Origin of the sequence: Mesorhizobium sp. LjRoot246 (assembly GCF_964254115.1) — a bacterium.
Classification (GTDB): Bacteria; Pseudomonadota; Alphaproteobacteria; order Rhizobiales; family Rhizobiaceae; genus Mesorhizobium.
In genome coordinates this window covers 4,171,333-4,194,442 of record NZ_CAXUSN020000001.1, presented here as the reverse complement: position 1 = coordinate 4,194,442, position 23,110 = coordinate 4,171,333, and the positions used below count along the sequence as shown (strand labels likewise).

General features: G+C 61.8%; 19 protein-coding genes. 11 read left to right on the top strand and 8 right to left on the bottom strand.

From position 1 onward, the window contains the following. The 4 genes from ACSQ3L_RS20355 (at nucleotide 1) to ACSQ3L_RS20340 (ending at nucleotide 4,785) form a co-directional block, all read left to right on the top strand. Complete coding sequence (locus ACSQ3L_RS20355) at nucleotides 1-981, top strand: RluA family pseudouridine synthase (protein WP_436161574.1); 981 nt, start codon at nucleotides 1-3, stop codon at nucleotides 979-981. A 47-nt stretch (nucleotides 982-1,028) separates the two neighbouring features. Further along, nucleotides 1,029-1,898 carry a DMT family transporter gene (locus ACSQ3L_RS20350; RefSeq protein WP_436163490.1) on the top strand — a complete coding sequence of 290 codons (870 nt, stop codon included), beginning with the start codon at nucleotides 1,029-1,031 and terminating at the stop codon, nucleotides 1,896-1,898. Nucleotides 1,899-1,909: 11 nt separating this feature from the next. Continuing rightward, entirely contained in the window at nucleotides 1,910-2,701 is a 792-nt protein-coding gene (locus tag ACSQ3L_RS20345) for an ATP12 family chaperone protein (RefSeq protein ID WP_436161573.1), read from the top strand. Nucleotides 2,702-2,895: 194 nt separating this feature from the next. Beyond that, on the top strand, nucleotides 2,896-4,785 hold the full coding sequence (locus tag ACSQ3L_RS20340; RefSeq protein WP_436161572.1) for an MFS transporter: 1,890 nt from the start codon (nucleotides 2,896-2,898) through the stop codon (nucleotides 4,783-4,785). A 74-nt stretch (nucleotides 4,786-4,859) separates the two neighbouring features. On the opposite strand, the gene ACSQ3L_RS20335 is transcribed toward ACSQ3L_RS20340, so the two are convergent. After that, entirely contained in the window at nucleotides 4,860-5,057 is a 198-nt protein-coding gene (locus tag ACSQ3L_RS20335; RefSeq protein WP_436161571.1) for a DUF2735 domain-containing protein, read from the bottom strand. 316 nt (nucleotides 5,058-5,373) lie between these two features. Here ACSQ3L_RS20335 and ACSQ3L_RS20330 point away from each other — a divergent pair, with 316 nt between their 5' ends. Next, entirely contained in the window at nucleotides 5,374-6,414 is a 1,041-nt protein-coding gene (locus ACSQ3L_RS20330) for a glutamine synthetase beta-grasp domain-containing protein (protein WP_436161570.1), read from the top strand. 670 nt (nucleotides 6,415-7,084) lie between these two features. Here the strand turns inward: ACSQ3L_RS20330 and glnA are convergent. Next, entirely contained in the window at nucleotides 7,085-8,494 is a 1,410-nt protein-coding gene (glnA, locus tag ACSQ3L_RS20325; RefSeq protein WP_436161569.1) for a type I glutamate--ammonia ligase, read from the bottom strand. 65 nt (nucleotides 8,495-8,559) lie between these two features. Next, nucleotides 8,560-8,898 carry a P-II family nitrogen regulator gene (locus ACSQ3L_RS20320; RefSeq protein WP_006205430.1) on the bottom strand — a complete coding sequence of 113 codons (339 nt, stop codon included), beginning with the start codon at nucleotides 8,896-8,898 and terminating at the stop codon, nucleotides 8,560-8,562. 359 nt (nucleotides 8,899-9,257) lie between these two features. Between ACSQ3L_RS20320 and ACSQ3L_RS20315 the strand changes: the two genes are divergently transcribed. Next, nucleotides 9,258-10,790: an NAD(P)H-hydrate dehydratase gene (locus ACSQ3L_RS20315; RefSeq protein ID WP_436161568.1), complete on the top strand. Its 1,533-nt coding sequence runs from the start codon at nucleotides 9,258-9,260 to the stop codon at nucleotides 10,788-10,790. Next, nucleotides 10,787-12,790 carry a hypothetical protein gene (locus tag ACSQ3L_RS20310; protein WP_436161567.1) on the top strand — a complete coding sequence of 668 codons (2,004 nt, stop codon included), beginning with the start codon at nucleotides 10,787-10,789 and terminating at the stop codon, nucleotides 12,788-12,790. Before ACSQ3L_RS20315 ends, ACSQ3L_RS20310 begins: the two co-directional genes overlap by 4 nt. Nucleotides 12,791-12,889: 99 nt before the next feature. Here the strand turns inward: ACSQ3L_RS20310 and ACSQ3L_RS20305 are convergent, their stop codons facing one another. Then, nucleotides 12,890-13,816: a hypothetical protein gene (locus tag ACSQ3L_RS20305; protein ID WP_436161566.1), complete on the bottom strand. Its 927-nt coding sequence runs from the start codon at nucleotides 13,814-13,816 to the stop codon at nucleotides 12,890-12,892. Between the two features lie 5 nt (nucleotides 13,817-13,821). Beyond that, nucleotides 13,822-15,354: an acyl-CoA carboxylase subunit beta gene (locus ACSQ3L_RS20300; RefSeq protein WP_436161565.1), complete on the bottom strand. Its 1,533-nt coding sequence runs from the start codon at nucleotides 15,352-15,354 to the stop codon at nucleotides 13,822-13,824. A 65-nt stretch (nucleotides 15,355-15,419) separates the two neighbouring features. On the opposite strand from ACSQ3L_RS20300, the gene ACSQ3L_RS20295 reads away from it, so the two are divergent. Beyond that, nucleotides 15,420-15,656 carry a transcriptional regulator gene (locus ACSQ3L_RS20295; RefSeq protein WP_436161564.1) on the top strand — a complete coding sequence of 79 codons (237 nt, stop codon included), beginning with the start codon at nucleotides 15,420-15,422 and terminating at the stop codon, nucleotides 15,654-15,656. A 253-nt stretch (nucleotides 15,657-15,909) separates the two neighbouring features. Here the strand turns inward: ACSQ3L_RS20295 and ACSQ3L_RS20290 are convergent, their stop codons facing one another. Continuing rightward, nucleotides 15,910-17,100 (bottom strand): integrase core domain-containing protein, encoded by a 1,191-nt coding sequence (locus ACSQ3L_RS20290; protein ID WP_436160152.1) that lies wholly within the window; start codon nucleotides 17,098-17,100, stop codon nucleotides 15,910-15,912. A gap of 611 nt (nucleotides 17,101-17,711) precedes the next feature. Here ACSQ3L_RS20290 and ACSQ3L_RS20285 point away from each other — a divergent pair. Then, nucleotides 17,712-19,127, top strand: a complete 1,416-nt coding sequence (locus ACSQ3L_RS20285) for a DEAD/DEAH box helicase (RefSeq protein WP_436161563.1) — start codon at nucleotides 17,712-17,714, stop codon at nucleotides 19,125-19,127. 102 nt (nucleotides 19,128-19,229) lie between these two features. Here the strand turns inward: ACSQ3L_RS20285 and ACSQ3L_RS20280 are convergent, their stop codons facing one another. Together ACSQ3L_RS20280 and ACSQ3L_RS20275 are read right to left on the bottom strand one after the other, a co-directional pair. Next, the gene (locus ACSQ3L_RS20280) at nucleotides 19,230-20,204 is read right to left on the bottom strand and encodes an alpha/beta hydrolase (protein WP_436161562.1); all 975 of its coding nucleotides are present in this window, start codon (nucleotides 20,202-20,204) and stop codon (nucleotides 19,230-19,232) included. Between the two features lie 74 nt (nucleotides 20,205-20,278). Continuing rightward, entirely contained in the window at nucleotides 20,279-21,100 is an 822-nt protein-coding gene (locus ACSQ3L_RS20275) for an SDR family oxidoreductase (RefSeq protein ID WP_436161561.1), read from the bottom strand. A 226-nt stretch (nucleotides 21,101-21,326) separates the two neighbouring features. On the opposite strand from ACSQ3L_RS20275, the gene ACSQ3L_RS20270 reads away from it, so the two are divergent. Both ACSQ3L_RS20270 and ACSQ3L_RS20265 read left to right on the top strand, forming a co-directional pair. Further along, on the top strand, nucleotides 21,327-22,361 hold the full coding sequence (locus ACSQ3L_RS20270) for a cysteine synthase A (RefSeq protein ID WP_436161560.1): 1,035 nt from the start codon (nucleotides 21,327-21,329) through the stop codon (nucleotides 22,359-22,361). After that, a complete protein-coding gene (locus tag ACSQ3L_RS20265) occupies nucleotides 22,361-23,104 on the top strand; it encodes an alanyl-tRNA editing protein (protein ID WP_436161559.1) in 744 nt (247 codons plus the stop codon). The genes ACSQ3L_RS20270 and ACSQ3L_RS20265 overlap by 1 nt, the downstream gene beginning before the upstream one ends. The last annotated feature ends 6 nt before the right edge of the window (nucleotides 23,105-23,110 follow it).

Below are 23,110 nucleotides of genomic sequence, written 5' to 3'. Positions count from 1 at the left end.
ATGGCAGGCGTTGAACAGATCACGGTGGAGGCCGGCGAGGCGGGCATGCGGCTCGATCGCTGGTTCAAGACCCATTTCCCCGGCCTTGGTTTTGGCCACCTGCAAAAGCTGCTGCGCTCCGGCCAGATCCGCGTCGATGGCGGCCGCGTCAAGGCCGACACCCGTGTCGAGCCCGGCCAGATGGTCCGCGTCCCGCCGCTCGAGGTCGACAAGAAGGGCGAGAGCGCGCTGACCGGTCATTCGATCCGCAACCAGGGCGATGCCGATGTCCTGGCGAAAATGCTGATCCACGAAGATCCCAAGGTCTTTGTCTTCAACAAGCCCGCAGGCCTTGCCGTGCAGGGCGGCTCAGGCGTCACCCGCAATGTCGACGACATGCTGGAGGCCTGGCGCAGCCAGAAGGGCGAGAAGCCTAGGCTGGTCCACCGCCTCGACCGCGACACCTCGGGCGTGCTGGTTGTTGCCCGCACCCGGCTTGCCGCCATGAAGTTGTCGGAAGCGTTTCGCGCCCGCGAGACCAAGAAGACTTACTGGGCGCTGGTCAAGGGCGTGCCGCCCAAGCGCGAGGACAAGATCTCGACCTGGCTGATCAAGGAGCCGACGCCCGACGGCGACCGCGTGCGCGTCGCCGCGCATGGCGAAAAGGGCGCCGACCACGCCGTCTCCTATTACCGCATCATCGAGCAGGCGGCGCAGACGATGACCTGGCTGGAGATGGAGCCTTATACCGGCCGCACCCACCAGCTTCGTGTCCATGCCGCCTATATCGGCTGCCCGATCCTAGGCGATCCGAAATATTTCGAGGCCGACACCAATTGGGATTTCCCCGGCGGCATTCAAAACCGCCTGCATCTGCATGCTCGCCGCATCATCATTCCGCATCCGGACAAGGGCGTCATTGATGTCACCGCGCCGATGCCGCCGCACATGCGCCAGAGCTGGAACCTGATCGGCTTCGACGACGCCAGCGCGGAGGACTGATCGTGAGCGGCGCCACCGATGCGCTCGACAGGCGTGACACGATCGACATGGCTGCCGCCGCCATCATGGTCGGCCTGACCTTCTCCTGGGGGCTGAACTACGTCGCCGCCAAGATTTCTTACGCCGGCTATGATCCGGTCTTCCTGTCGATCGCACGCTCGATCATCGGCGGCCTGTGCGTCTTCGCCTGGTGCCGGTGGCGCGGCATCGCGCTTTTCACCCGGGACGGCACCTTGCTCGCCGGCATAGTGGTTGGCGCGCTTTTCGGCGTCGAGTTCCTGTGCCTTTACGTCGGTCTGGAGCACACGACCGTTGCCCGCAACACGCTGCTGGTCAACACAATGCCGTTCTGGATGCTGCTCGGCGGCCATTTCCTGCTCGGCGAGCAGATTACGCTGAAGAAATTCCTCGGCCTGCTGCTGGCCTTTGCCGGCCTTGCCGCGGTGTTTTCCGACAAGCTCGGCGGCGGGGACATGCTGTTCGGCGATCTCCTGAGTCTCGGCTCCGGATTCTTCTGGGCTTTGACCAACATCCTCATCAAGCGGTCGAAGCTGGTCGAGGCGAGCGCCGAAAAACTTTTGCTTTACCAACTCGCCGGTGCGGCAATCGTTGGCATATTGGTGCTGCCTCTCGCCGGCGCGCCCATTCGCGAGCCGACCTTGCTGCCGACTTTGGCGCTGCTTTTCCAGGCGGTCTACATCGTTGCCTTCACCTATGTGTTGTGGTTCTGGCTGCTGCGGCGCTATCCGGCGTCCGGCCTGTCGAGTTTCACCTTCCTGTCGCCGGTTTTCGGCGTTTTGTGCGGCGCGATCATCTTGAACGAGCCGCTGACCATGCGCATTTTCCTGGCACTTGGCCTCATTGCCGCCGGCCTGATCATCGTCAATCGGCCCACGCGCAAGCTGACACCGGTGTAGGAGAGACTTTCATGCGTGATATCCTCAACGACCTTGAAGCGGGCAAATATCTTTCCGATCCGGATCCGGTGCGTCGCGCCCAGATCCAGATGAAGACGCCGCTGCCGAAGCGCTTCTACAAGACCGTTTCGGTCGCGCAGGTCGCAGACGGCTTTGCCGTGCATCTCGACGGCAAGCCGGTGCGCACGCCGGGCAAGGCGCTGCTGGCGCTGCCGACCGAGGCGGCGGCAACGCTTGTTGCCGATGAGTTCGCCGCTCAGGGCGAGGTGATCAATCCGGTGACGATGCCGGTCATGCGCCTCGTCAACACCGCGATAGACGGCGTTGCCAGCGATCCGCAGGCGGTGCTGGAGGACGTTCTGCGCTTTGCCTCGTCCGATCTGCTCTGCTACCGCGCCGACGCGCCGCAAGGGCTGGTGGAGCGGCAGAACCAGCATTGGGATCCGGTGATCGACTGGGCGAGGGCGACTCTTGGGGCTCGCTTCAATCTCGCCGAAGGCATCATCCATGTCGAGCAGCCGCGCGAGACCATCGCCGTGCTGGACAGCCATCTTGCCCAGCGCACTGACCCGCTGCGGCTCGCCGCCATCCATGTGATGACCTCGCTGACCGGCTCGGCGCTGCTGGCGCTGGCTGTCGATTTCGGCGAGCTCGACGCTGAGGCTGCCTGGGCCGCTGCTCATGTCGACGAGGACTGGCAGATCGAGCATTGGGGACAGGACGCCGAGGCCGTCGCGCGCCGCGCGGCCCGCAAGCGCGACATGACGGCTGCCGTCGGTCTGCTCGAAGCGCTCAAGGGCTGACGGGTTTCGCCCTCGCTCCGCTTTATCCCGCAGTGCACCTAATACCAAAGTCATAATCCCAAAGACGCGCTGCCTTTGGCGGGCGCTTTCTGTCATTTTTTCCATGATGGCTGTCGTTGAGTCCGTGTTCGGAGGAGAACGCGGACAATGGCGCACAGCATCGAGGACAAGGGTCACACGGGAGGATAAGCTCAATGGCAATGGCATCGACCGCCGGCGGAACAAGCCGCGGCATGACGCGGGAGGAGAAGAAGGTCATCTTCGCTTCCTCGCTCGGCACCGTTTTCGAATGGTATGATTTCTATCTCTACGGCTCGCTGGCAGTGTTCATTGGTTCGACCTTTTTCAGTCCAACCATTCCGGAAGCGACACGCAACATCTTCGCGCTGTTGGCTTTCGCCGCCGGCTTCCTGGTGCGCCCGTTCGGCGCATTGCTGTTCGGCCGCATCGGCGACCTTGTCGGCCGCAAATATACTTTCCTTGTCACCATGACGATCATGGGCTTGTCGACCTTCCTGGTCGGCCTGCTGCCTGGCTATGCCACTTTGGGCATCGCGGCTCCCGTGATCCTGATCATCCTGCGCATGCTGCAGGGTCTGGCGCTGGGCGGCGAATATGGCGGCGCGGCCACCTATGTCGCCGAGCACGCACCGGACAATCGGCGCGGTTACTACACCTCGTGGATCCAGACGACGGCAACGCTCGGCCTGTTCCTGTCGCTGATCGTGATCCTGATCGTCCAGGCTTCATTGAGCAAGGAAACCTATGCTGCCTGGGGCTGGCGTATTCCGTTCATCGTATCCTTCCTGCTGCTCGGCATCTCGATCTGGATTCGGCTTTCGCTCTCCGAATCGCCGACCTTCCAGCGCATGAAGGATGAGGGCAAGGGCTCCAAGGCACCGCTGACGGAAGCCTTCGGCCAATGGAAGAATGCCAAGATTGCACTGTTGGCGCTGCTCGGCCTCACCGCCGGTCAGGCCGTGGTCTGGTACAACGGCCAGTTCTATGCGCTGTTCTTCCTGACCAACGTGCTCAAGGTCGACGCGCAGTCGGTCAACATCATGATCGCGATCGCCTTGGCGGTCGGCTCGATCTTCTTCGTCGTCTTTGGCTGGCTCTCCGACAAGATCGGCCGCAAGCCGATCATCATGGCGGGCCTTGCCTTGGCGATTGTCTGCACCTTCCCGCTGTTCAAGGCACTGACCTGGGCTGCCAATCCGGCGCTTGCCACGGCCCAGCAGAACACGCGCGCGACGGTGACGGCTGCACCCGGCGACTGCAGGTTCCAGTTCAATCCGGTCGGCACGGCGAAGTTCACGACGTCCTGCGACATCGCGACTTCTTTCCTGACCAAGAACTCGGTTCCCTATGACGTGGTGTCGACGGCCGCTGCCGGAACACCGGCATCGGTCAAGATCGGCAACGAGACGGTGAATTCCTATGACGCCGTCGCCGCTGGCGATCAAGCCAAGGCCAAGGACGCGGCCTTCGTGAAAGCCGTCAACATGTCCCTGAAGGACAGCGGCTATCCGCTGAAGCGCGCGGCGATCAAGGTTGCGGACCAGAAGCTCGACGCGTTTGTCGCCGCCAACCCGGAACTGAAGCTGGACGCCGCCGCAATCCGCGCCGGTGAGAAGGCGACGGTGCCGATCGACCAGGCGGTCAAGGACAAGCTGCTGACCACCGATGAGGCAGCGGGCGCACCCGAAGTCACCGTCTACAACATTCCGGGCGGCGGCGCCTTCGCCATGTTCGCCGATCCGGCGGCCGTGAACTGGCCGATGACGATCGGCATCCTGTTCATCCTGGTGGTGTTCGTGACCATGGTCTACGGGCCGATTGCGGCGATCCTGGTCGAGATGTTCCCGACCCGCATTCGCTACACTGGCATGTCACTGCCCTATCACATTGGCAATGGTTGGTTCGGCGGCCTGCTGCCGGCGACGGTGTTCGCGCTCAGTGCCTACAAGGGCGACATCTATTACGGCCTTTGGTATCCGGTGGTGATCGCGGCGATGTCGCTGGTCATTGGCATGATCTTCGTCAAGGACACGCTCGGAACCGACCTGCACACCAAGCAGTAACGGGCTGTTCGACAACCAACAGAAAACCCGGCGCGAGCGATCGCGCCGGGTTTTTAATGCGGACTCAAAAGAGGTTAGCTTTGCCGTTCCTGCTTCTCGTCCTCGATCGCTGCCTCGTGATACCAGCCGTCCCCGAAATCCGCCTGAACACCGCGCAGCGAGGCAAGCTCTGCTGCAAACTTAGCCTTTCCGCTCAAATTTGAGGCAGAGGCTCGTACTGCCGCCGGGAACATCAGAATCTTGGCCGACGGTCGTGTGGAAATGATTTCCATTGTCGGGCTCCTTTCTTCTGCCGAACCTTCTCGATTCAACTTGATCCGAAGATAAGGTCTGCAATCAAGTTAAGCAATATGCCTACGAAAAGATCAGTATTTGCACATTATTTATGCAAGCTTTGGCTGTGGTTGATCCGGACGCAGTGCTTAGACGTCTTGTCGATTTCAGACGAATGCGGCGTCAATTTTGCCGCACCCTCCAGATCAAGAATGGCACACGAATTGCATTTTAAGGATCGGCAGAGCCGGCTGCTGATGGCAGACGCATGTCGACGCCGTTCAGTGTTCGGTGATCAAGCAACGAGAGGCTAGAATGACGAAATACAAGCTCGAGTATATCTGGCTCGATGGATACACCCCGGTCCCCAACCTTCGCGGCAAGACTCAGATCAAGGAATTCGCCGAGTTCCCTGATCTCGAGCAGTTGCCGTTGTGGGGCTTCGATGGTTCCTCGACCCAGCAGGCCGAAGGACACAGCTCCGACTGCGTGCTGAAGCCGGTCGCGGTCTATCCGGACCCCGCCCGCACCAACGGCGTGCTGGTCATGTGCGAAGTCATGATGCCCGACGGTGTCACGCCGCATGCATCCAACAAGCGCGCCACCATCCTCGATGACGAGGGCGCATGGTTCGGCTTCGAGCAGGAATATTTCTTCTATAAGGACGGCCGCCCGCTCGGCTTCCCTGAAAGCGGCTATCCCGCACCGCAGGGTCCGTACTACACCGGCGTCGGCTATTCCAATGTCGGTTCCGTCGCGCGCCAGATCGTCGAGGAGCATCTCGACCTTTGCCTCGCGGCCGGCATCAACCATGAAGGCATCAACGCCGAAGTGGCCAAGGGCCAGTGGGAATTCCAGATTTTCGGCAAGGGCTCCAAGAAAGCCGCCGACCAGATGTGGATGGCCCGCTACTTGATGCAGCGCCTGACCGAGAAGTACGGCATCGACATCGAATACCACTGCAAGCCGCTCGGTGACACCGACTGGAACGGCTCCGGCATGCACGCCAATTTCTCGACCGCCTATATGCGCGAAGTCGGCGGCAAGGCCTATTTCGAAGCGCTGATGGCGGCTTTCGACAAGAACCTGATGGACCACATCGCCGTCTACGGCCCGGACAACGACAAGCGTTTGACCGGCAAGCACGAGACCGCGCCGTGGAACAGGTTCAGCTACGGCATCGCCGACCGCGGCGCCTCGATCCGCGTTCCGCATTCCTTCGTCAAGAACGACTACAAGGGCTATCTGGAAGACCGCCGTCCGAACTCGCAGGGCGACCCCTACCAGATCGCCTCGCAGATCCTGAAGACGATCGCCTCGGTTCCGGCGAGCGCCCAGGTTTCGGCGGCGGCTTAAGCGTTTCGGCCTGTATGACAAGAAGACCCCGGCGTTCGCGCCGGGGTTCTTTTTTTGCCGTTACCTGGCAGATCGCATTCCGGGCAGAACATACCCAGAAAAAGTCAGGCAATTCGGGCGGTCGCAAATCGCGCGGAGTCCCGGCCGCAGCCGTGTCGACTTCCGGCGATCGCCCGTCAGAAAGCCCGGAAAACCGGCATTTCTCGGCACTTTTCCGCAGCGGAACTCTTCCATAAGCATCTGTTCATGCAACGAAATCGACTGTCCACAGCCCGGGCGGCGGCGTTGACATGTTGCAGCGCTGCATGCGTATTCGCGGGCCTTGGGGTTACGTCACGCGATGCTGTTCGGACGGGCGGGGTTTTCTTGAACGGCGGCATTGGCGGGGGCGCCGGACGAGCGGTCACTGTAGCCTGAGACAGTGCGCCGCTCGCTCCTGGCTTCAATTTTCATCATCGACCGAGCTGTTTCTGGCTGCCGGTGGTTCGTGGCTCGGGCAATCCCAAACTTTCATACCATCGTCGAAAAGCTCAATGACAAGAGGCGCGTTTATCACGATGCGGGCCTGTCGACACACGCGCGCCCATCGGTGCACAGCAAAAAGCCCTTGAAAGAGGGAAATCTTTCAAGGGCTTGAATATTGTAGTGAATCTTAGTCCGAGATTAAATCTCAGACCGAATAATACATGTCGTACTCGACCGGGTGCGGGGTCATTTCGAAGCGCATCACCTCCGCCATCTTCAGCTCGATGTAGCTGTCGATCTGGTCGTCGTCGAACACGCCACCGGCCTTCAGGAAGCCGCGATCCTTGTCGAGGCTCTGCAGCGCTTCACGCAGCGAACCGCAGACGGTCGGGATCTTCTTCAGTTCCTTCGGCGGCAGGTCGTAAAGGTCCTTGTCCATCGGCTGGCCGGGGTGAATCTTGTTCTTGATGCCATCGAGGCCGGCCATCAGCATGGCGGCGAAAGCGAGGTAGGGGTTCGCGCCCGGATCGGGGAAGCGAACCTCGACGCGCTTGGACTTGGGCGACGAGCCGAACGGGATGCGGCAGGAGGCCGAGCGGTTGCGCGCCGAATAGGCGAGCAGCACCGGCGCTTCGTAACCTGGAACCAGGCGCTTGTAGGAATTGGTCAGCGGGTTGGTGAAGGCGTTGATCGCCTTGGCGTGCTTGATGATGCCGCCGATGTAGAACAGGCAGCTTTCCGAAAGGCCGGCATATTCGTTGCCGGCGAAGGTCGGCTTGCCGTTCTTCCAGATCGACTGGTGGACATGCATGCCCGAGCCATTGTCGCCGAAGATCGGCTTCGGCATGAAGGTTGCCGTCTTGCCATAGGCGTTGGCGACCTGGTGGACGACATATTTGTAGATCAGCATCTTGTCGGCGTTGCGGACCAGCGTGTCGAACTTGATGCCGAGTTCGTGCTGGGCAGCAGCCACCTCGTGGTGGTGCTTTTCCACGCGCACGCCCATTTCGGCGAGCACGGTCAGCATTTCCGAGCGCATGTCCTGCGCGCTGTCGATCGGCGGCACCGGGAAGTAACCGCCCTTGATGCGCGGACGATGGCCGAGATTGCCTGTCTCGTAGTCGGTGTCGTCATTCGACGGCAGTTCGGTGGAGTCGAGCTTGAAGCCGGTGTTGTAGGGGTCGGCCTTGTACTTCACGTCGTCGAACACGAAGAACTCGGCTTCCGGGCCGACATAGATGGTGTCGCCGATGCCTTCGGCCTTCATGTAGGCTTCGGCCTTCTTGGCCGTACCGCGCGGATCGCGGTTGTAGGATTCACCCGAAACCGGATCGAGGATGTCGCACAGGATGACCATGGTCGATTGGGCGAAGAACGGGTCCATATGGACCGTGTCCGGGTCGGGCATCAGCACCATGTCGGACTCGTTGATGGCCTTCCAGCCGGCAATCGAAGAGCCGTCGAACATCACGCCATCGGCGAACATGTCTTCCTCGACCTCGATGACATCCATCGTCACGTGCTGAAGCTTGCCCTTCGGGTCTGTGAAGCGCAGGTCGACGAATTTCACGTCGTTGTCCTTGATCTGCTTCATGATGTCTTTGGCTGTCGTCATGTCATGTATCCCTGTGTGATGACTTTTTTTGATGATGACGTTTTCAGGAGGATGGCGCGGTCGAGTCAGACCGCGTCCATGCCCGTTTCGCCGGTGCGGATTCGCACGACTTCTTCGATATTGGAAACGAAGATCTTGCCGTCGCCAATACGGCCGGTCTGCGCCGCCTTGCGGATGGCCTCGATCGCGCCTTCGACCGCATCGTCGCCAAGCACGACCTCGATCTTCACCTTGGGCAGGAAGTCGACGACATATTCGGCGCCACGGTAGAGCTCGGTATGGCCCTTCTGACGACCGAAGCCTTTTGCTTCGGTGACGGTGATGCCCTGCAGTCCGGCCTCCTGAAGCGCTTCCTTCACTTCGTCCAGCTTGAATGGCTTGATGATCGCTTCGATCTTTTTCATGTAAAAAGTGGCCTCCACTGCCAAAAAAACGGGTTGTGAGCCCCCGCTTGCGCCTCCATCAAGCACGATCTGTGCCAATTCAGCGGATTCGAAGCGGTCTCATACGATTTCGAAGCCGCGCCACACCGGGATGCAAATTCACGTCATTCGCTGTACCGGGAGCGGCATGGGCTGCTGGAGCCTACACAGCGCCAGCACCTGCGTCCGCACAAAAATTAGGCATATCGCCTATCCATCAGGCAATTTTGTGCCTGCGATGCCCTCATGGCAACGTTATGGCCGCAAATCTCGGCAACTCCCCCTTGTTTGCTTCGGATCGAAAATTGGACAATGCTTGATCGCATGCGGATCGGCAATCCATGAGCAACGAACTTCTTTTTCCCGCCGAAATGAGCGAGGCCGATCGGCTGACGATTGCCGCCGGTCCAGCCGACGGTATCGGCCTGATGCGGCGCGCGGGCGAGGCGGTCGCGGCCGAGATTCTCAAGCGTTACCCCTCGGCGACGCACGTCCATGTACTGTGCGGCCCCGGCAACAATGGCGGCGATGGCTATGTCGTTGCCCGCATCCTGGCCGGCAGTGGCGTCGGCACAACGATCTGGGCATCCGGAGCGCCGAGGCCGGAAAGCGATGCGGCGCTCGCCGCCGCGGAATGCCCGATCAAGCCCCGGCCGCTGTCTGATTTCGACGCCGAGGCCGGCTCGATCGTGGTCGACGCGCTCTATGGGGCAGGGCTGTCCAAGCCGCTGTCGGGCGATGCCGCCAAAGCCGTCGATGCCGTGATGGCCCTGTGCCTGCCCGTGGTCGCGGTCGACCTGCCGTCGGGCGTCTCGGGAGCCAGCGGCGAAATATTGGGCACGGCGTTTCGCGCCGAACTCACCGTCACCTTCGCGCGAAAGAAGCCTGGCCATCTGTTGCTGCCGGGGCGCGGGCAATGTGGTGAGATCGTGCTGGCCGATATCGGCATCGCCGACGGCATCATCGCCCAACTCGCTGTCGCGACCTTTGAGAATGTGCCGGGCCTGTGGGTGCGGGAGCTTCCAGTGCCGGCGGTCGACGCGCACAAATACAAGCGCGGCCATGTAGGCGTCTTTTCCGGCGGCCCAAGTGCTACGGGCGCGGCGCGGCTGTCGGCGCTTGCCTCGGCGAGAAGCGGGGCAGGGGCGGTCACCGTGCTGTCGCCAGGCAATGCCATGCAGGTGAATGCGACACACCTGACCTCGATCATGCTGCGGAAGATCGATGACGTCGCGGACGTTGAGGAATTTGTCGGCGAACGCCGACCGTCGGTCTTTGTCCTCGGACCCGGCTTTGGCATCGGCGAAAAGACGCGGATCTTCGGGCTCGCGCTCCTCGCCTCCGGCCAGTCACAGGATGCTGCCGCACAGGTCGATGGTCTTGTGTTCGACGCCGACGCGATCACCTCCTTTCGTGAGGCACCGGACGTGTTGTTCGAAGCCGCCCGCAGGCCGAATGCACCGGCCTTGGTGATGACGCCGCATGAGGGTGAATTCGGCCGCTTGTTCCCTGATATCGCCGACGACAAAACCTTGTCGAAACTGGCCAAGGCGCGAGCCGCCGCCGCGCGGGCCAATGCCGTCATCGTCTACAAGGGCGCCGACACGGTCATAGCTGCGCCTGACGGCAAAGCGGCGATCAATTCCAATGGCGCGCCATGGCTGGCCACGGCCGGGTCAGGCGACGTGCTGTCGGGCATTGTCGCCGGGCTGCTGGCGCAAGGCATGCCGGCCTTCGAGGGCACTTGCGCGGCGGTGTGGCTGCATGCCGAGGCCGGCAGCCGATCTGGACCCGGTCTGATCGCCGAGGATCTGCCACTGGCGCTGCTGCCGGTGCTGCGCGAACTCTTCGACGCGCGCACGGCCGTTCCATGAGCCGCGCCCTGGCTTTGCTGCTCGCCACCCTCGTTGCCGTCTTCGTGGCGTCGGCAGCGCGTGCCGAAGATCCTGTGACCATCGTCGACGATCCGTCGGTGCTCGCCGCGCTCGATGCCAGGGGTTTCGGTTTTGCCGATGTTTTCGGGGTCGACGGCGAGGACGGTCTCAAGACGCTCTACGACGAGGCGCCGGCCTATCACGCCATCGTCGAAGCGGTGGCCTCCGATGTTGCGGCACTGCGCGCCGAGATGAAGGCAGGCGGGCGGCCGCTCTACGAGGTCACCGACGGCAATGTCGGCCGCATCATGGACATGCGCTGGCTGAAGACCGATGCCGCGCGCTTCCGGCTGGTCGGCGTCGTCAACCGGCTCGACCGTCGCGATTTCGCCGCGCTGCGGGGCGACAGGGGCTGCGGCGAGGTGCGCTTCATCTACCGCCTGGCCTACAGCTTTCGCAAAAACGGCAAGCTGCTGGCATCGCGGCTGCCATTCAATTTCAACGCCATCTATAGCACTGCGCCCGATGCCGATGGCGGCTGTGTCGGCGTTGCCGGACGCTGGACGCCACAGCTGGACGAGACCGTCGATGCCGGCTGGCTGACCGGAGGACCTCTGGAGAAGGCCGGGCTGACCTTCAAGCAGCTGGAGCTCAACGCGCAGGTGGTGCGCTTCCCTTCTGGCCAGGAAACCGAGTTCGGCGGCCATGCCGCCTATCTCATGCGGATATTCGGCGTCGACGGCGCTGCTATCAGTGAGAAGCCGCTGGAGAACACGCCCGACACCGCACGGCTCTCGCAGGACGCGGCGCTGAAAGCGCGGCTCGCCGCCTATGTCGGCGCCAATTTGCCGGCGGTCGACGAAGGCGTCTATGAAATCCCCGGCGAGTTCCTGGCCAGGAAGATCATCTCATGGTCGACCTTCGGCAGTGCGCGGCAGGCCAATCATCCGTTTACGCAATTATTCCAACCCGAGGAATTCGCACCGCTCGATTATTCCACACTGAAATTGGTGCGCACGCCGGAAGCGCTGGTCGAGCGGCTGGACAATGGCGCCTGCCAGGGGTGCCATCAGGCCGGTTCCACCGCCGGCTTCCACTTCATCGGCCTCGACGACAAGACGACATCGCCGTTGAACCGCATCGAGGTCGGCATCTCGCCGCATCTTCATGCCGAGATTCCACGCCGCCAGGCGTGGCTCGCCGCCACCGTCGAGGGCAAGCAGCCAAACCGCTTCCGCCCGCTCTCCTTTGCGCCGCCGGCAGCCTGGACCGACGCCGGCGCGGTCGACTACGCGCCGGCCGAGATGTCGATGCCGTGCCTGATGCCGGAGGACGCGGCCCGATTCCGTGCGACCTGGCAATGCGGCGGCGGCGCCGTCTGCACGCCGCTGGCCACCGCTTCGGGCGTACGCACGAAACTGGCGCAATGCCTGCTGCCCAAGGACAGCGAAAAAATGTTTTCCGGCCATCCCTGCCTGACCGGATCGATCGCCAGCAACGCGGCGCAGCCTTTCAACGACCGCTACAGCATATCGGGGCAGTTCGCGGCCTTCGCGCCCGATGTTTCGCGCACCGCCTACACCTGCCGTCCGCCGAAGATCGGCGTGCCCGGTGGCATCGCTTATCGCGGTTGCGACGACAAGGACCGTGTCTTCGCGGGGTTCAAAGCCGGTAAACCGATGCCGAACGAGATCTGCGGGCTGGTCGGCGGCAAGAAATTTGACATCTGCGTGGCCACCAACAATTTCGATCAATGTCTCGGCGGCGCCGTCAATCGCGGCAACCGGCCGGCCTGTTCGGCCGATCATTTCTGCCGCGAGGACTATATGTGCCAGTCGCTGCCGCCGGACACGCCGGGCATCGGCAAGGTCAGAGGCATCGGCTTCTGCTCGCCGACCTACTTCATCTTCCAGATGCGCATCGACAATCACGCGACGCCGTGGGGCAGCCCTGTCCGCGCCACCATGGGAGCGGGATTTGGGGCGGCGGAAGAGGAGTGAGCGTCAAGCCCTTCCGCTACAGCTTTGTGGTTGTGGCGATCATCTCGACTATGCCCTTGGCACCGCAGCCACAATTTATTCGGCAGGTCCAGGTAACTGCTAGGGACTGGTTGTCGGCACTTCATTTGAGTCTGAAACAATCATAAGCAGTTGATTATCCAAGAGAAATCCAAACATCTTGGAATAGATAGTCGCAAATCGGTCCAGTTCGCGATTGTTTTGTAGCGCATCAGTTAGAAAGAGGCCTCGCCATTGGCCAGCGGCAGTCTTGGGCAGAGACTCCATGGCAAACCAGAGCCAAAAAAGATGAATGAGAATTGTACGAAGTATCCCGACAGAGGCGGCCAGAGGCGTCGGAAAAATGGGGTACGACTCATAGTCGCCGTCTTCGTTACCAAACGCCGTCGAAAGACCCGCTGTAACGGTTGGATGCAGTAGCATCGAGCCAGATAATTCCGCGTCTTCGCGGAGAATGTCGACAAGTTTGCTATTTTGAACGCCAATCTTTTCGGAGATGAAAATTGACACTCTAATCTTCAGCTTGTTCTTACTTATATATTTGTGCCAGAAAGCGTTAGAGTCCTCTGGTTCAACAGCGCGCACGAATTCTTTCGTTAATTCTTTGTCTTGTATGCAGCAAATCAGCGCGTCGACGTGCTCGAGATAACTTCTTGTTAGTGCACGAGCCTGTAAATCGAATCCGGTCTCGATAAGTTCAATTATAGCCCAAAGATCGTTCGCAAGACGCGAGAAAAAAGCTAACGCAGCAACTTGCTCATCCAGCGGCTCAGACGTTTTTGGAGCGTTTGCGAAATCTTCAACAACGGAAGCCGCCAACATAGAAAGCCAGCCGGCAGAGATATTCGTACATCGATGGAGCAGATAAAAATCTGTATCGTTCTCGAGTATGTTTTTGAATTTGCTGCGCCTCGAATTCAGCTCATCCTGTTCTCGATCGATCGGCGTCTCTCGACCTTGATAAAAGTCTTTGAGGATTGTGCTGTCAAACGTTTCTCTGACACGCATGATTTTCACAGCGGGATGTTGTCGTGCTTCTTCCAGGGGTTCTGCATGTCCTTGTTGCGCAGCATGCGCAGCGCCCGGGCGATGCGGCGGCGGGTCGAGTGGGGCATGATCACCTCGTCGACATAGCCGCGCTCGGCGGCGACGAAGGGCGACAGGAAGCGATCCTCATAAGCCTTTGTATGGGCTGCGATCTTTTCGGCGTCGCCGATGTCCTTGCGGTAGATGATCTCGACCGCGCCCCTGGCGCCCATCACGGCGATCTGCGCCGTCGGCCAGGCATAGTTCATGTCGCCGCGCAGATGTTTTGACGCCATCACGTCATAGGCGCCGCCATAGGCTTTGCGGGTGATGACGGTGATCTTCGGCACGGTCGCCTCGGCATAGGCGAACAGCAGCTTGGCACCATGCTTGATCAGCCCGCCATATTCCTGCGCCGTGCCGGGCAGAAAGCCAGGGACGTCGACGAAGGTGACGATCGGAATCGAAAAGCAATCGCAGAAGCGCACGAAACGCGCCGCCTTGCGGCTGGCATCCGAATCGAGCACGCCGGCCAGCACCATCGGCTGGTTGGCGACGAAGCCGACCGTGCGGCCCTCGACGCGCCCGAACCCGGTGACGATGTTCTTCGCGAAATTCTGCTGGATTTCGAAGAAGTCGCCTTCGTCGGCGGTCTTCAGGATCAGTTCCTTGATGTCGTAAGGCTTGTTGGCGTTGTCGGGGATCAGCCGGTCGAGCGACAAATCATGATCGGTGACCGACTGGTAGCACTCGATCTCGGGAAGCTCCGATGTGTTGGATGCCGGCAGCAGGTCGACCAGCCGGCGCATCTGCAGCAGCGCCTCGACATCATTGTCATAGGCGCCGTCGGCGATCGAGGATTTGGTCGTGTGCACGGAAGCGCCGCCGAGGCTCTCGGCGGTCACCGTCTCGTTGGTCACGGTCTTCACCACATCCGGCCCGGTGACGAACATGTAGGAGGTGTCGCGCACCATGAAGATGAAGTCGGTCATCGCAGGCGAATAGACGTCGCCACCGGCGCAAGGCCCCATGATGACGGAAATCTGCGGAATGACGCCGGAGGCGAGCACATTGCGCTGAAAGATCTCGGCATAGCCGCCGAGCGCGGCCACACCCTCCTGGATACGCGCGCCGCCGGCATCATAAAGGCCGATGATCGGCGCGCGGTTGCGCAGCGCCATCTCCTGCACCTTGATGACCTTTTCGGCGTGCGCTTCCGACAGCGAGCCGCCGAACACGGTAAAGTCCTTCGCGAAGAGATAGACCGGGCGGCCGTTGACGGTGCCCCAGCCGGTGACCACGCCGTCGCCGGCGATCTTGGTCTTCTCCATGCCGAAATCGGTCGAGCGGTGCTCGACATACATGTCGAATTCCTCGAACGAGCCCTCGTCGAGGAAAACCTCGATGCGTTCGCGCGCGGTGAGCTTGCCCTTCTTGTGCTGGGCGTCGATGCGCGCCTGGCCGCCGCCCATGCGGGCGATCTCGCGGCGGCGCTCGAGTTCCCTGAGAACGTCTTTCATGGCTGATCCCCCGCGACGCGCGAAACTTCTTGGCTGGCATTCGCCTGATATGGCAGACTAAACCTATGAAGAACAACATAGAAATATCCGAGGATTTGAACCGCCGGATCGACATGTTGGCGTCCCGCTCTTCTCTCACTCGCGATCAAATCATAGAGGATGCCCTGTCGCACGGCCGTTCCCTGGCCCGGCGGGAAAAGTGGATCGCCGGCGTTCAGGCGGGAATCGAGGCCGCCGATCATGGCGACTTCGCCAACGAAGAAGAGATCGCGGCCGTTCTCAACAAATACAATCAGGCATAACGATCTGTGCGAATTGTCTGGACCCGCCGCTATCTGATCGAGCTTGAGTCGATTGGCGAATAAATCGGTCAGCACGATCCGCGCGCTGTCGCGCGTGTTGTCAATCCTGAGGTTTCGTGCTCGTTGGGTCGCGCCTGTTTTACGACGCTGCGCGTTTCGCGAACGCCTTCCCCCATTCCGTCGCTGCTTCGCAGTGTCCAGCCGATAGATGGGTAACAGTTTGAACCGGATACATAGGTAACAGTTTTCCCCCTTATAATGGGTTCGCCGCAGCGCCAAGCGGTTGGATTGGCGCGGCGCTGCGGCGAACCAGTTTCATGTGCTTGTGGTCGATGAAGCCGAGCGGATGGGCATAGAAGCGCACCGCCCATTCGCCGTTCTCAGTCTCTTCGATGGCAATCGGCTCGCCTGCCAGCGTGGCCGAGACGTAGATTTCTGCGCCCTGCCATTTGACGGCGCCGTTCTGGCGCACGCTGCGCACCGCCGCCTCGTCCGGATAGTCCGGCTCGGGGATCGTCTTGGGCATGGGACGGGTCGAGGGACGGTAATGCTGCGCCGGGGTGCCCATGCCAAGTGCCTCGTGCGGGCGCTCCTCATTGTAGCTGCGCCGGAAGGCCTCGAAGGCCTTGGCTTGAGCCGCCCTGTCGGCCTCCGGTGCCTTGGCCATCGGCAGCATGGTCAGGTGGAAGCGCTCATGGCGCCCGTTCTGCTGCGGCTTGCCCGGCTGGATGCGCTCAAGAGCGATGCCAAGCTTGATGAAGCGCGCCGCAAGCGGTGTCAGCCCAGTGACGCCGGGCGATGCAAAGGGCGGGCCATTGTCGCTTCGGAACCGATCCGGCAGGCCATGTTCCTCAAACAACCGCTCAAACACCGGCCAGGCTTCGGCATCCGCCGTCGAGCCCGTCGCTTCGAGCGCCAGGAGGTAGCGGCACGCCCCATCCATCACCGTCAGCGGCTCGCAGCGCCAGCCGTCGCCGGTCCGGAACCAGCCCTTGTGATCGCCCGTCCACAGCGCATTCGGCCCCTCGGGCTCCGGCCATGGACCGTTGCCCGCCGCCCTCCAGCGCGCGCGCCGACGCCCGACAAGGCCATGCCGCTTCAGGATCTCGCCAGCCGTCGAGACCGCCGGCCAGCCGCAGCAGGGCTCCGCACGCTTCAGCCGGGCCATGATCTTCTTCGGCCCCCACAGCGGATGCGCTTCCTTCTCCGCCACGATCCGCTCCACCAGCTCCGCTGCCGTTGCCCGGCCGTGCTCGAGCGGCGCCCGCGGCTGGTCGTGCAGGCCTTCCGGCCCGAACTCCCGGTAGCGTCCAAGCCATTTGTATCCGGTCTTGCGCGAGATCTCGAAGGCAGCACACAGCTGCGTCATCGTCTCCTCGCCAGAAAGGCATTCCACAACAAACCGAAGCCGCTCATCCATGAGTACAGTCTCTCGCCAAACCATCGCCGGTCCTCCCGGCGAAGGAGAAAACTGTCACCCATCTAATCAGTCCATTCTGTTACCTATCTATCCGGTTCGGACAGCAGCGCCACCTCTCCCCCCTCCGGAGGGAGAGGAAGGGCGCCGGCTGGAATCGTTTCACGCCCTTCCTCTACCCCGTCGATCGGGGGAGAGGTGTCGAGCGAAGCTCGACGGAGTGGGGGTCGACCTTTCATCAAATCACGGAGCGAGGGAGTGGCCGGACGAACGTCTGAGTTGGCATTCACGGCCGCTCACATGAGCTGGTTTGTTGCACTGCAGCATAACGCCCCTTGCATTTGGTGGCGAACTGGGCCATATGCGGCGACATAGGCGCTTGGGCCGGGATACTCCGGCCTTCTCGACGAATGAGACTGGTTGCGTCTGTTTTCCCTCTTTCCGGTATATCGGCCCCTTTCCGGTACATCACAAAGCGGCGAAAAAGCCCCGTGGCATGATGCCTGCGGGCACGACAGCGCAGCCGCGCGGACGGAAACGTCCGCCGCCTTGTCGTTCCATGACAATTTGTTCGACGGCAGGTTGCGCCCTGCCGCCATCGATGTTTGCGGCCAGAAGCCGCGTGAAAGAAGATTATTTTGACCAACGAAAACACTTTGCCCGCTGCGGAACTTACCGGTTTCGCGGCACTGGGTATTACGGGCGCGCTGCTCAAGGCCACCCACAACGCCGGCTTCACCGAGCCGAAGCCGATCCAGGCGCAGGCGATCCCGCCGCAGATGGAAGGCCGTGACATTTTTGGCATCGCCCAGACTGGCTCCGGTAAGACCGCGGCCTTCGCGCTGCCGATCCTGTCGAAGATCATCGCTCTCGGCACCAAGCGCCGGCCGAAGACGGCGCGTGCGCTGATCCTGGCGCCGACGCGCGAACTCGCCGTGCAGATCGAAGACACCATCAAGATCCTCGCCAAGGGCGCGCATGTCTCGACCGCGCTCGTGCTCGGCGGCGTCTCGCGCTTCAGCCAGGTGAAGAAGGTCGCTCCCGGCGTCGATATCCTGATCGCAACGCCCGGCCGGCTGACCGACCTGGTGCGTGAAGGCGACCTCATGCTTGCCGACACCAAATGGCTGGTGCTCGACGAGGGCGACCGCATGCTCGACATGGGCTTCATCAACGACGTCAAGCGCATCGCCAAGGCGACCGCTCCCGACCGTCAGACGGTGCTGTTCTCGGCGACCATGCCCAACGAGATCGCCGAACTGGCCAAGGGCCTGTTGAAGAACCCGATCCGGGTCGAAGTCGCGCCGCAAAGCACGGCGGCGGCCGAGATCGTGCAGGGCGTCGTCTTTGCCCGCACCAAGCAGAAGCGCCAGGTGCTGTCGACGATGCTCGCCGATGAAGCGATGAGGTCCGTCATCATCTTTTCGCGCACCAAGCATGGTGCCGACAGGGTGACCAAGGACCTCGAGCGCGACGGCTTCAAGGCCGCCGTCATCCACGGCAACAAGTCGCAGAACGCACGCCAGAAGGCGCTGAACGATTTCCGCGACGGATCGGTGCGCATCCTGGTGGCGACCGATATCGCGGCGCGCGGCATCGACGTGCCCGGCATCAGCCATGTCGTGAATTTCGACCTGCCTGATGAAGCGGAGAGCTATGTCCACCGCATCGGCCGCACCGGCCGCAACGGCATGGACGGCATCGCGATCACGCTTTGCGATCCTTCCGAGAACAGCAAGCTGCGCCAGGTCGAGCGCATCATCCGCACCAAGCTGCCGATCGTTGCCGACCATCTCGGCAGCCCCGATCCGCAGCGCAATCCGGCTGAAAAGAACGAGCGCTTCGAGCCGGCCAATGATCGCAACGACCGCAATGGTCGTCGCGACGGCAGGCGGCCCGGTGGCGAGAACAAAGGCAACGGCTTTGGCAAGAAGCGCTTCGGCGACAAGCCGGCCTTCGCCGGCGAGCGCAAGCCGGATGGCGCCAAGCCGGCCTTCAAGGGCAACAACAAGCGCCGCTTCGGCGGCAAGCGTCCGGCTGCGCGGGCTGCGTAAGCCGGACCGCGTTGTGATCAGTCAGGCTTAGGCTGGCTGATTGCCGGGGCGGACCAAGGAAAGGGCGGCTGAAGCGATGCTTCGGTCGCCTTTTTCGTTTGCTTACTTGACCACCGCCTCGACCCAGACGGCAATCCTCTGCGCCAGAAAGGCCGTGGTCGATGGCGACAGCGCGTCGCCAGCGATGACGTGGTTGTCCGGGTCGCCCGTATCGTCGACCGGAACCAGCTCATGCGGCGCGCCCCAGCGCCCAGCGATCTCGCGGGTGCGATCGGGCCGCACCACTTTGTCCGAATCAGAAAAGATGAACAAAGCAGGGATGGTCGCCTTCTCCACCTGCGTGCCATAGGCAAGCTCGGTCAGCGCCTGCATCGGCAGGGTCGCCTCGATCGGGTAGCGGGTGGTCCAGAATTTTTCATTCAGCGCGTTGCGCGGCGAGAAGCTGTGCTCTTTGCCGGCGACCAGCCTGGCGATCTGTTTGCCCCATGGCATGGTCAGGATCTCGGCGCCGGACGCCCTCACGCCGAAATTCGGCGAGATGAACGCAATCGCTGCCACTCCGTCCGATGCGCCCGGCTGCGTTGCCGCCCATACCGCCAGCGAGCCGCCGGTCGAGGTTGAGATGACGATCACCTTGTCGCCGATCGCCCGGCCAATAGCGAGCGCCTCCTCATAATCGTTGATCCAGGCATTGATACTGCCTTGCGTCATCGCCGCGCCATCCTGCCCGTGACCAGTGAGGCGGGTGTAGAAGAGATTGGCGTCGAGCTGGTCGGCCACTTCGTCCGGCAGCGGGCGGATCTCGCCCTTCGATGCGGAAAAGCCGTGGATGTAGACGATCGACAGCGGCGTCCTGGCATGCACCATCGGATTGGCCCAGACGATCTCCTTCTCCAGCCCGTCGCGGATTCCGGGCACCGCGGCTTCCACCTTTGCCACATAGGCCTGCGGATCGTCGCCGATGACCGAGGGATCGAAACGGATCGTGGTGTCGACGGCAACGCGTGGGCCGAGCACGAAAGCCAGCACTAGGATGGCGACAAGGCCCAGCACAGCAAGCACGATCCGTCGCCCCATCGCAGACTCCACGCAACACCTATCTCAACCTATGGTGGCAGCCGCCAACGGGCAACGCCGAATCAAAGCGAGGACTATTCGATTGGCGGCTTGCGGTCGTAATGCAGCGGCCGCGCCTTCCAGTTGGTCATCAGGCTGATAAACCCTCTGTACAGCGGCCTCGGCAGCAGGCTGAGCAGCTTCAGGGGCCAGCTTGTCCGGCGCGGGAAATGGACCTCGAACCCGCCGGACTTGATGCCCCGCGCCATGCGTCGCGACGCGCGGCTGACCGGCATCAGCCCCGGCATCGGCAGCATGTTCTTCTCGGTCAGCGGGGTGTCGATGAAGCCAGGATTGAACACCTGAATGCGCACATTCATCTTGTCGAAATCATACTTCAGCGACTCGGCCAGGATATTGATTGCCGCCTTGGTGCCGCCATAGGCGGCCGTTGTCGGCCAGCCGAAATATGACGTGACGGAGCCGACCAGCACGACATGGCCGCGCGCCCGCACGCGCATACGTTCGATCACTGGCACCAAGCCGTTGATGATGCCGAAATAGTTGACCTCGAACGACCGGCGAAAGTCGTTGATGACAAGATTTTCACCCGGCGTCGAAATGTAGTTTCCGGCATTGAAGACGGCGAGCACGATGGGACCGAGCTCCTTCTCGATCGCGGCGACGGTTCTTGCCATGCGCGGTTCGTCGGTGACGTCGCAGGGAAAGGCCGTGACGCTGCCCGGCATTTGAGCGGTCTCGACGACAAGCGTGTCGATCGGATCGTCGTCGAGCGCCGTCACCGCCACGGCGTAGCCCTGGGACGCAAGATCCCTGGCCAGCGAACGGCCGATGCCGCTGCTGCCGCCGGTGATCCAGGCGACGCCGTGCTTCGGGTTGGCCCGGTAGAGTGTCATGCTATGCCCTGTCGACTTGTTGGTGCTTTGCTCTAGCGATGAAGAAATCGAATGAAAAGCTGCTTTTCAACGTCAGCCAGAAATCAACAGTGGCGCAAGCGGCCGGTTTCGGGAAGCGCTGGCGCAACAACAGTACCGCAAATGCGACTGGACCAGACAAATTCTTGCCTTGAAACCGAAGCGCCGGGTTTCTAGGGTTTCGCCGTACCTACACAAGGAATCCTGAATGCCCCGTTCTGTGATCGACGCGATCGGCAACACGCCTCTGATCCGCCTCAACAAAGCTTCCGAGCAAACCGGCTGCGAGATCCTGGGCAAGGCCGAATTCATGAATCCGGGCCAGTCGGTCAAGGATCGCGCCGGTCTGTTCATCATCCGCGATGCCGAGCAGCGTGGACTGCTGAAGCCTGGCGGTGTGATCGTCGAGGGAACGGCCGGCAACACCGGCATCGGACTGACGCTGGTCGCCAAGGCGCTTGGCTACCGCACCGTCATCGTCATTCCCGATACGCAGAGCCAGGAAAAGAAGGACACGATCAAACTGCTCGGCGCCGAGCTGATCGAGGTGCCGGCGGTGCCCTACAAGAACCCCAACAATTACGTGAAACTGTCGGGGCGGCTGGCCGAGCAACTGGCAAGGACCGAGCCTAACGGCGCCATCTGGGCAAACCAGTTCGACAATGTCGCCAACCGCGACGGCCATATCCGCACCACGGCGGAGGAGATCTGGAACCAGACTGGCGGCAAGGTCGACGGTTTCGTGTCGGCGGTCGGTTCCGGCGGAACGTTGGCCGGCGTCGCTTTCGGACTGAAGGCCAAAAGCCACGCCGTCAAGATCGCGCTCGCCGATCCCCTGGGGGCTGCGCTCTACTCCTTCTACACCAGTGGCGTGCTGAAATCCGAAGGCAGCTCGATCACCGAAGGTATCGGGCAGGGGCGCATAACCGCCAATCTCGAAGGGTTCACGCCGGACTTCTCATTCCAGATTCCCGACGAGGATGCGCTGCCGATCGTCTTCGACTTGATCCAGGAAGAGGGCCTTTGCGTCGGCGGCTCGACCGGCATCAACATTGCCGGCGCGATCCGTCTGGCCAGGGAATTAGGCCCCGGCCACACCATCGTGACTGTACTTTGTGATTACGGCACACGCTATCAGTCAAAACTGTTCAACCCGGAATTCCTGCGCGAGAAGCAACTGCCGGTGCCGGGCTGGATGGAGCTGACCAGCAAGATTTCCGTGCCGTTCGAAAAGGTCGCGTGATGGCAAACAGGACGGATGCCCTGTTTCGCGACGACGCCTATCTGCGCACGGCGGAGGCGACAGTCGTCGCCATCAACGACCGCGGCGGCTTCATTCTCGACCGGACGATCTTCTACGCCACCTCGGGCGGCCAACCGGGCGATACGGGTTATCTCGAGCGCGGCGACGGCAGCCGCATCGCCGTCGCCGCCACCATTACGGGCGAGACCAAGGATGAGATCATCCATGTGCCGGCGCTTGAGCAAGCGATGCTGCAAGTCGGCGAGACGGTGAGGCTGGCGATCGACTGGGAGCGGCGGCATCTTTTGATGCGCATGCATGCGGCCTGCCATCTGCTCACCGTCGTCTGCCCGTTTCCGATTACGGGTGCGGCGGTTTCCGAGGATGACAGCCGTGTCGATTTCGACATTCCGGACGCCAGTTTCTCCAAGGAAGAGGTGACGGCAGGCCTGATGGATCTGGTGCGGGCCGATCATCCGATCTTCACCAGATTGATCAGCGACGTGGAACTTGCCGCCAACCCCGGTCTGGTGAAGTCCAAGAACGTCCGGCCGCCGGTCGGCACCGGCAAGATCCGCCTGGTCTGTATCGGCGACAACGCTTCGGTGGACAGCCAGCCCTGCGGCGGCACCCATGTGAAGAGCACCGGCGAAGTCGGCGAAATCCACATCGGCAAGATCGAGAAGAAGGGCCGCGAAAACAGGCGCTTCCGTATCCGCTTCGGGCCGATGCCGGCGAACTGAACACAA

Bases quoted from the DNA above. Each gene is read 5' to 3' on its own strand.
- ACSQ3L_RS20295 (WP_436161564.1), top strand. From the start codon at position 15,420: ATGAAGAACAACATAGAAATATCCGAGGATTTGAACCGCCGGATCGAC.
- ACSQ3L_RS20290 (WP_436160152.1), bottom strand. From the start codon at position 17,100: ATGGTTTGGCGAGAGACTGTACTCATGGATGAGCGGCTTCGGTTTGTT.
- ACSQ3L_RS20350 (WP_436163490.1), top strand. From the start codon at position 1,029: ATGGCTGCCGCCGCCATCATGGTCGGCCTGACCTTCTCCTGGGGGCTG.
- ACSQ3L_RS20320 (WP_006205430.1), bottom strand. From the start codon at position 8,898: ATGAAAAAGATCGAAGCGATCATCAAGCCATTCAAGCTGGACGAAGTG.
- glnA (WP_436161569.1), bottom strand. From the start codon at position 8,494: ATGACGACAGCCAAAGACATCATGAAGCAGATCAAGGACAACGACGTG.
- ACSQ3L_RS20355 (WP_436161574.1), top strand. From the start codon at position 1: ATGGCAGGCGTTGAACAGATCACGGTGGAGGCCGGCGAGGCGGGCATG.
- ACSQ3L_RS20340 (WP_436161572.1), top strand. From the start codon at position 2,896: ATGGCAATGGCATCGACCGCCGGCGGAACAAGCCGCGGCATGACGCGG.
- ACSQ3L_RS20315 (WP_436161568.1), top strand. From the start codon at position 9,258: ATGAGCAACGAACTTCTTTTTCCCGCCGAAATGAGCGAGGCCGATCGG.
- ACSQ3L_RS20280 (WP_436161562.1), bottom strand. From the start codon at position 20,204: ATGGGGCGACGGATCGTGCTTGCTGTGCTGGGCCTTGTCGCCATCCTA.
- ACSQ3L_RS20275 (WP_436161561.1), bottom strand. From the start codon at position 21,100: ATGACACTCTACCGGGCCAACCCGAAGCACGGCGTCGCCTGGATCACC.
- ACSQ3L_RS20300 (WP_436161565.1), bottom strand. From the start codon at position 15,354: ATGAAAGACGTTCTCAGGGAACTCGAGCGCCGCCGCGAGATCGCCCGC.
- ACSQ3L_RS20265 (WP_436161559.1), top strand. From the start codon at position 22,361: ATGGCAAACAGGACGGATGCCCTGTTTCGCGACGACGCCTATCTGCGC.
- ACSQ3L_RS20345 (WP_436161573.1), top strand. From the start codon at position 1,910: ATGCGTGATATCCTCAACGACCTTGAAGCGGGCAAATATCTTTCCGAT.
- ACSQ3L_RS20335 (WP_436161571.1), bottom strand. From the start codon at position 5,057: ATGGAAATCATTTCCACACGACCGTCGGCCAAGATTCTGATGTTCCCG.
- ACSQ3L_RS20330 (WP_436161570.1), top strand. From the start codon at position 5,374: ATGACGAAATACAAGCTCGAGTATATCTGGCTCGATGGATACACCCCG.
- ACSQ3L_RS20270 (WP_436161560.1), top strand. From the start codon at position 21,327: ATGCCCCGTTCTGTGATCGACGCGATCGGCAACACGCCTCTGATCCGC.
- ACSQ3L_RS20310 (WP_436161567.1), top strand. From the start codon at position 10,787: ATGAGCCGCGCCCTGGCTTTGCTGCTCGCCACCCTCGTTGCCGTCTTC.
- ACSQ3L_RS20305 (WP_436161566.1), bottom strand. From the start codon at position 13,816: ATGCGTGTCAGAGAAACGTTTGACAGCACAATCCTCAAAGACTTTTAT.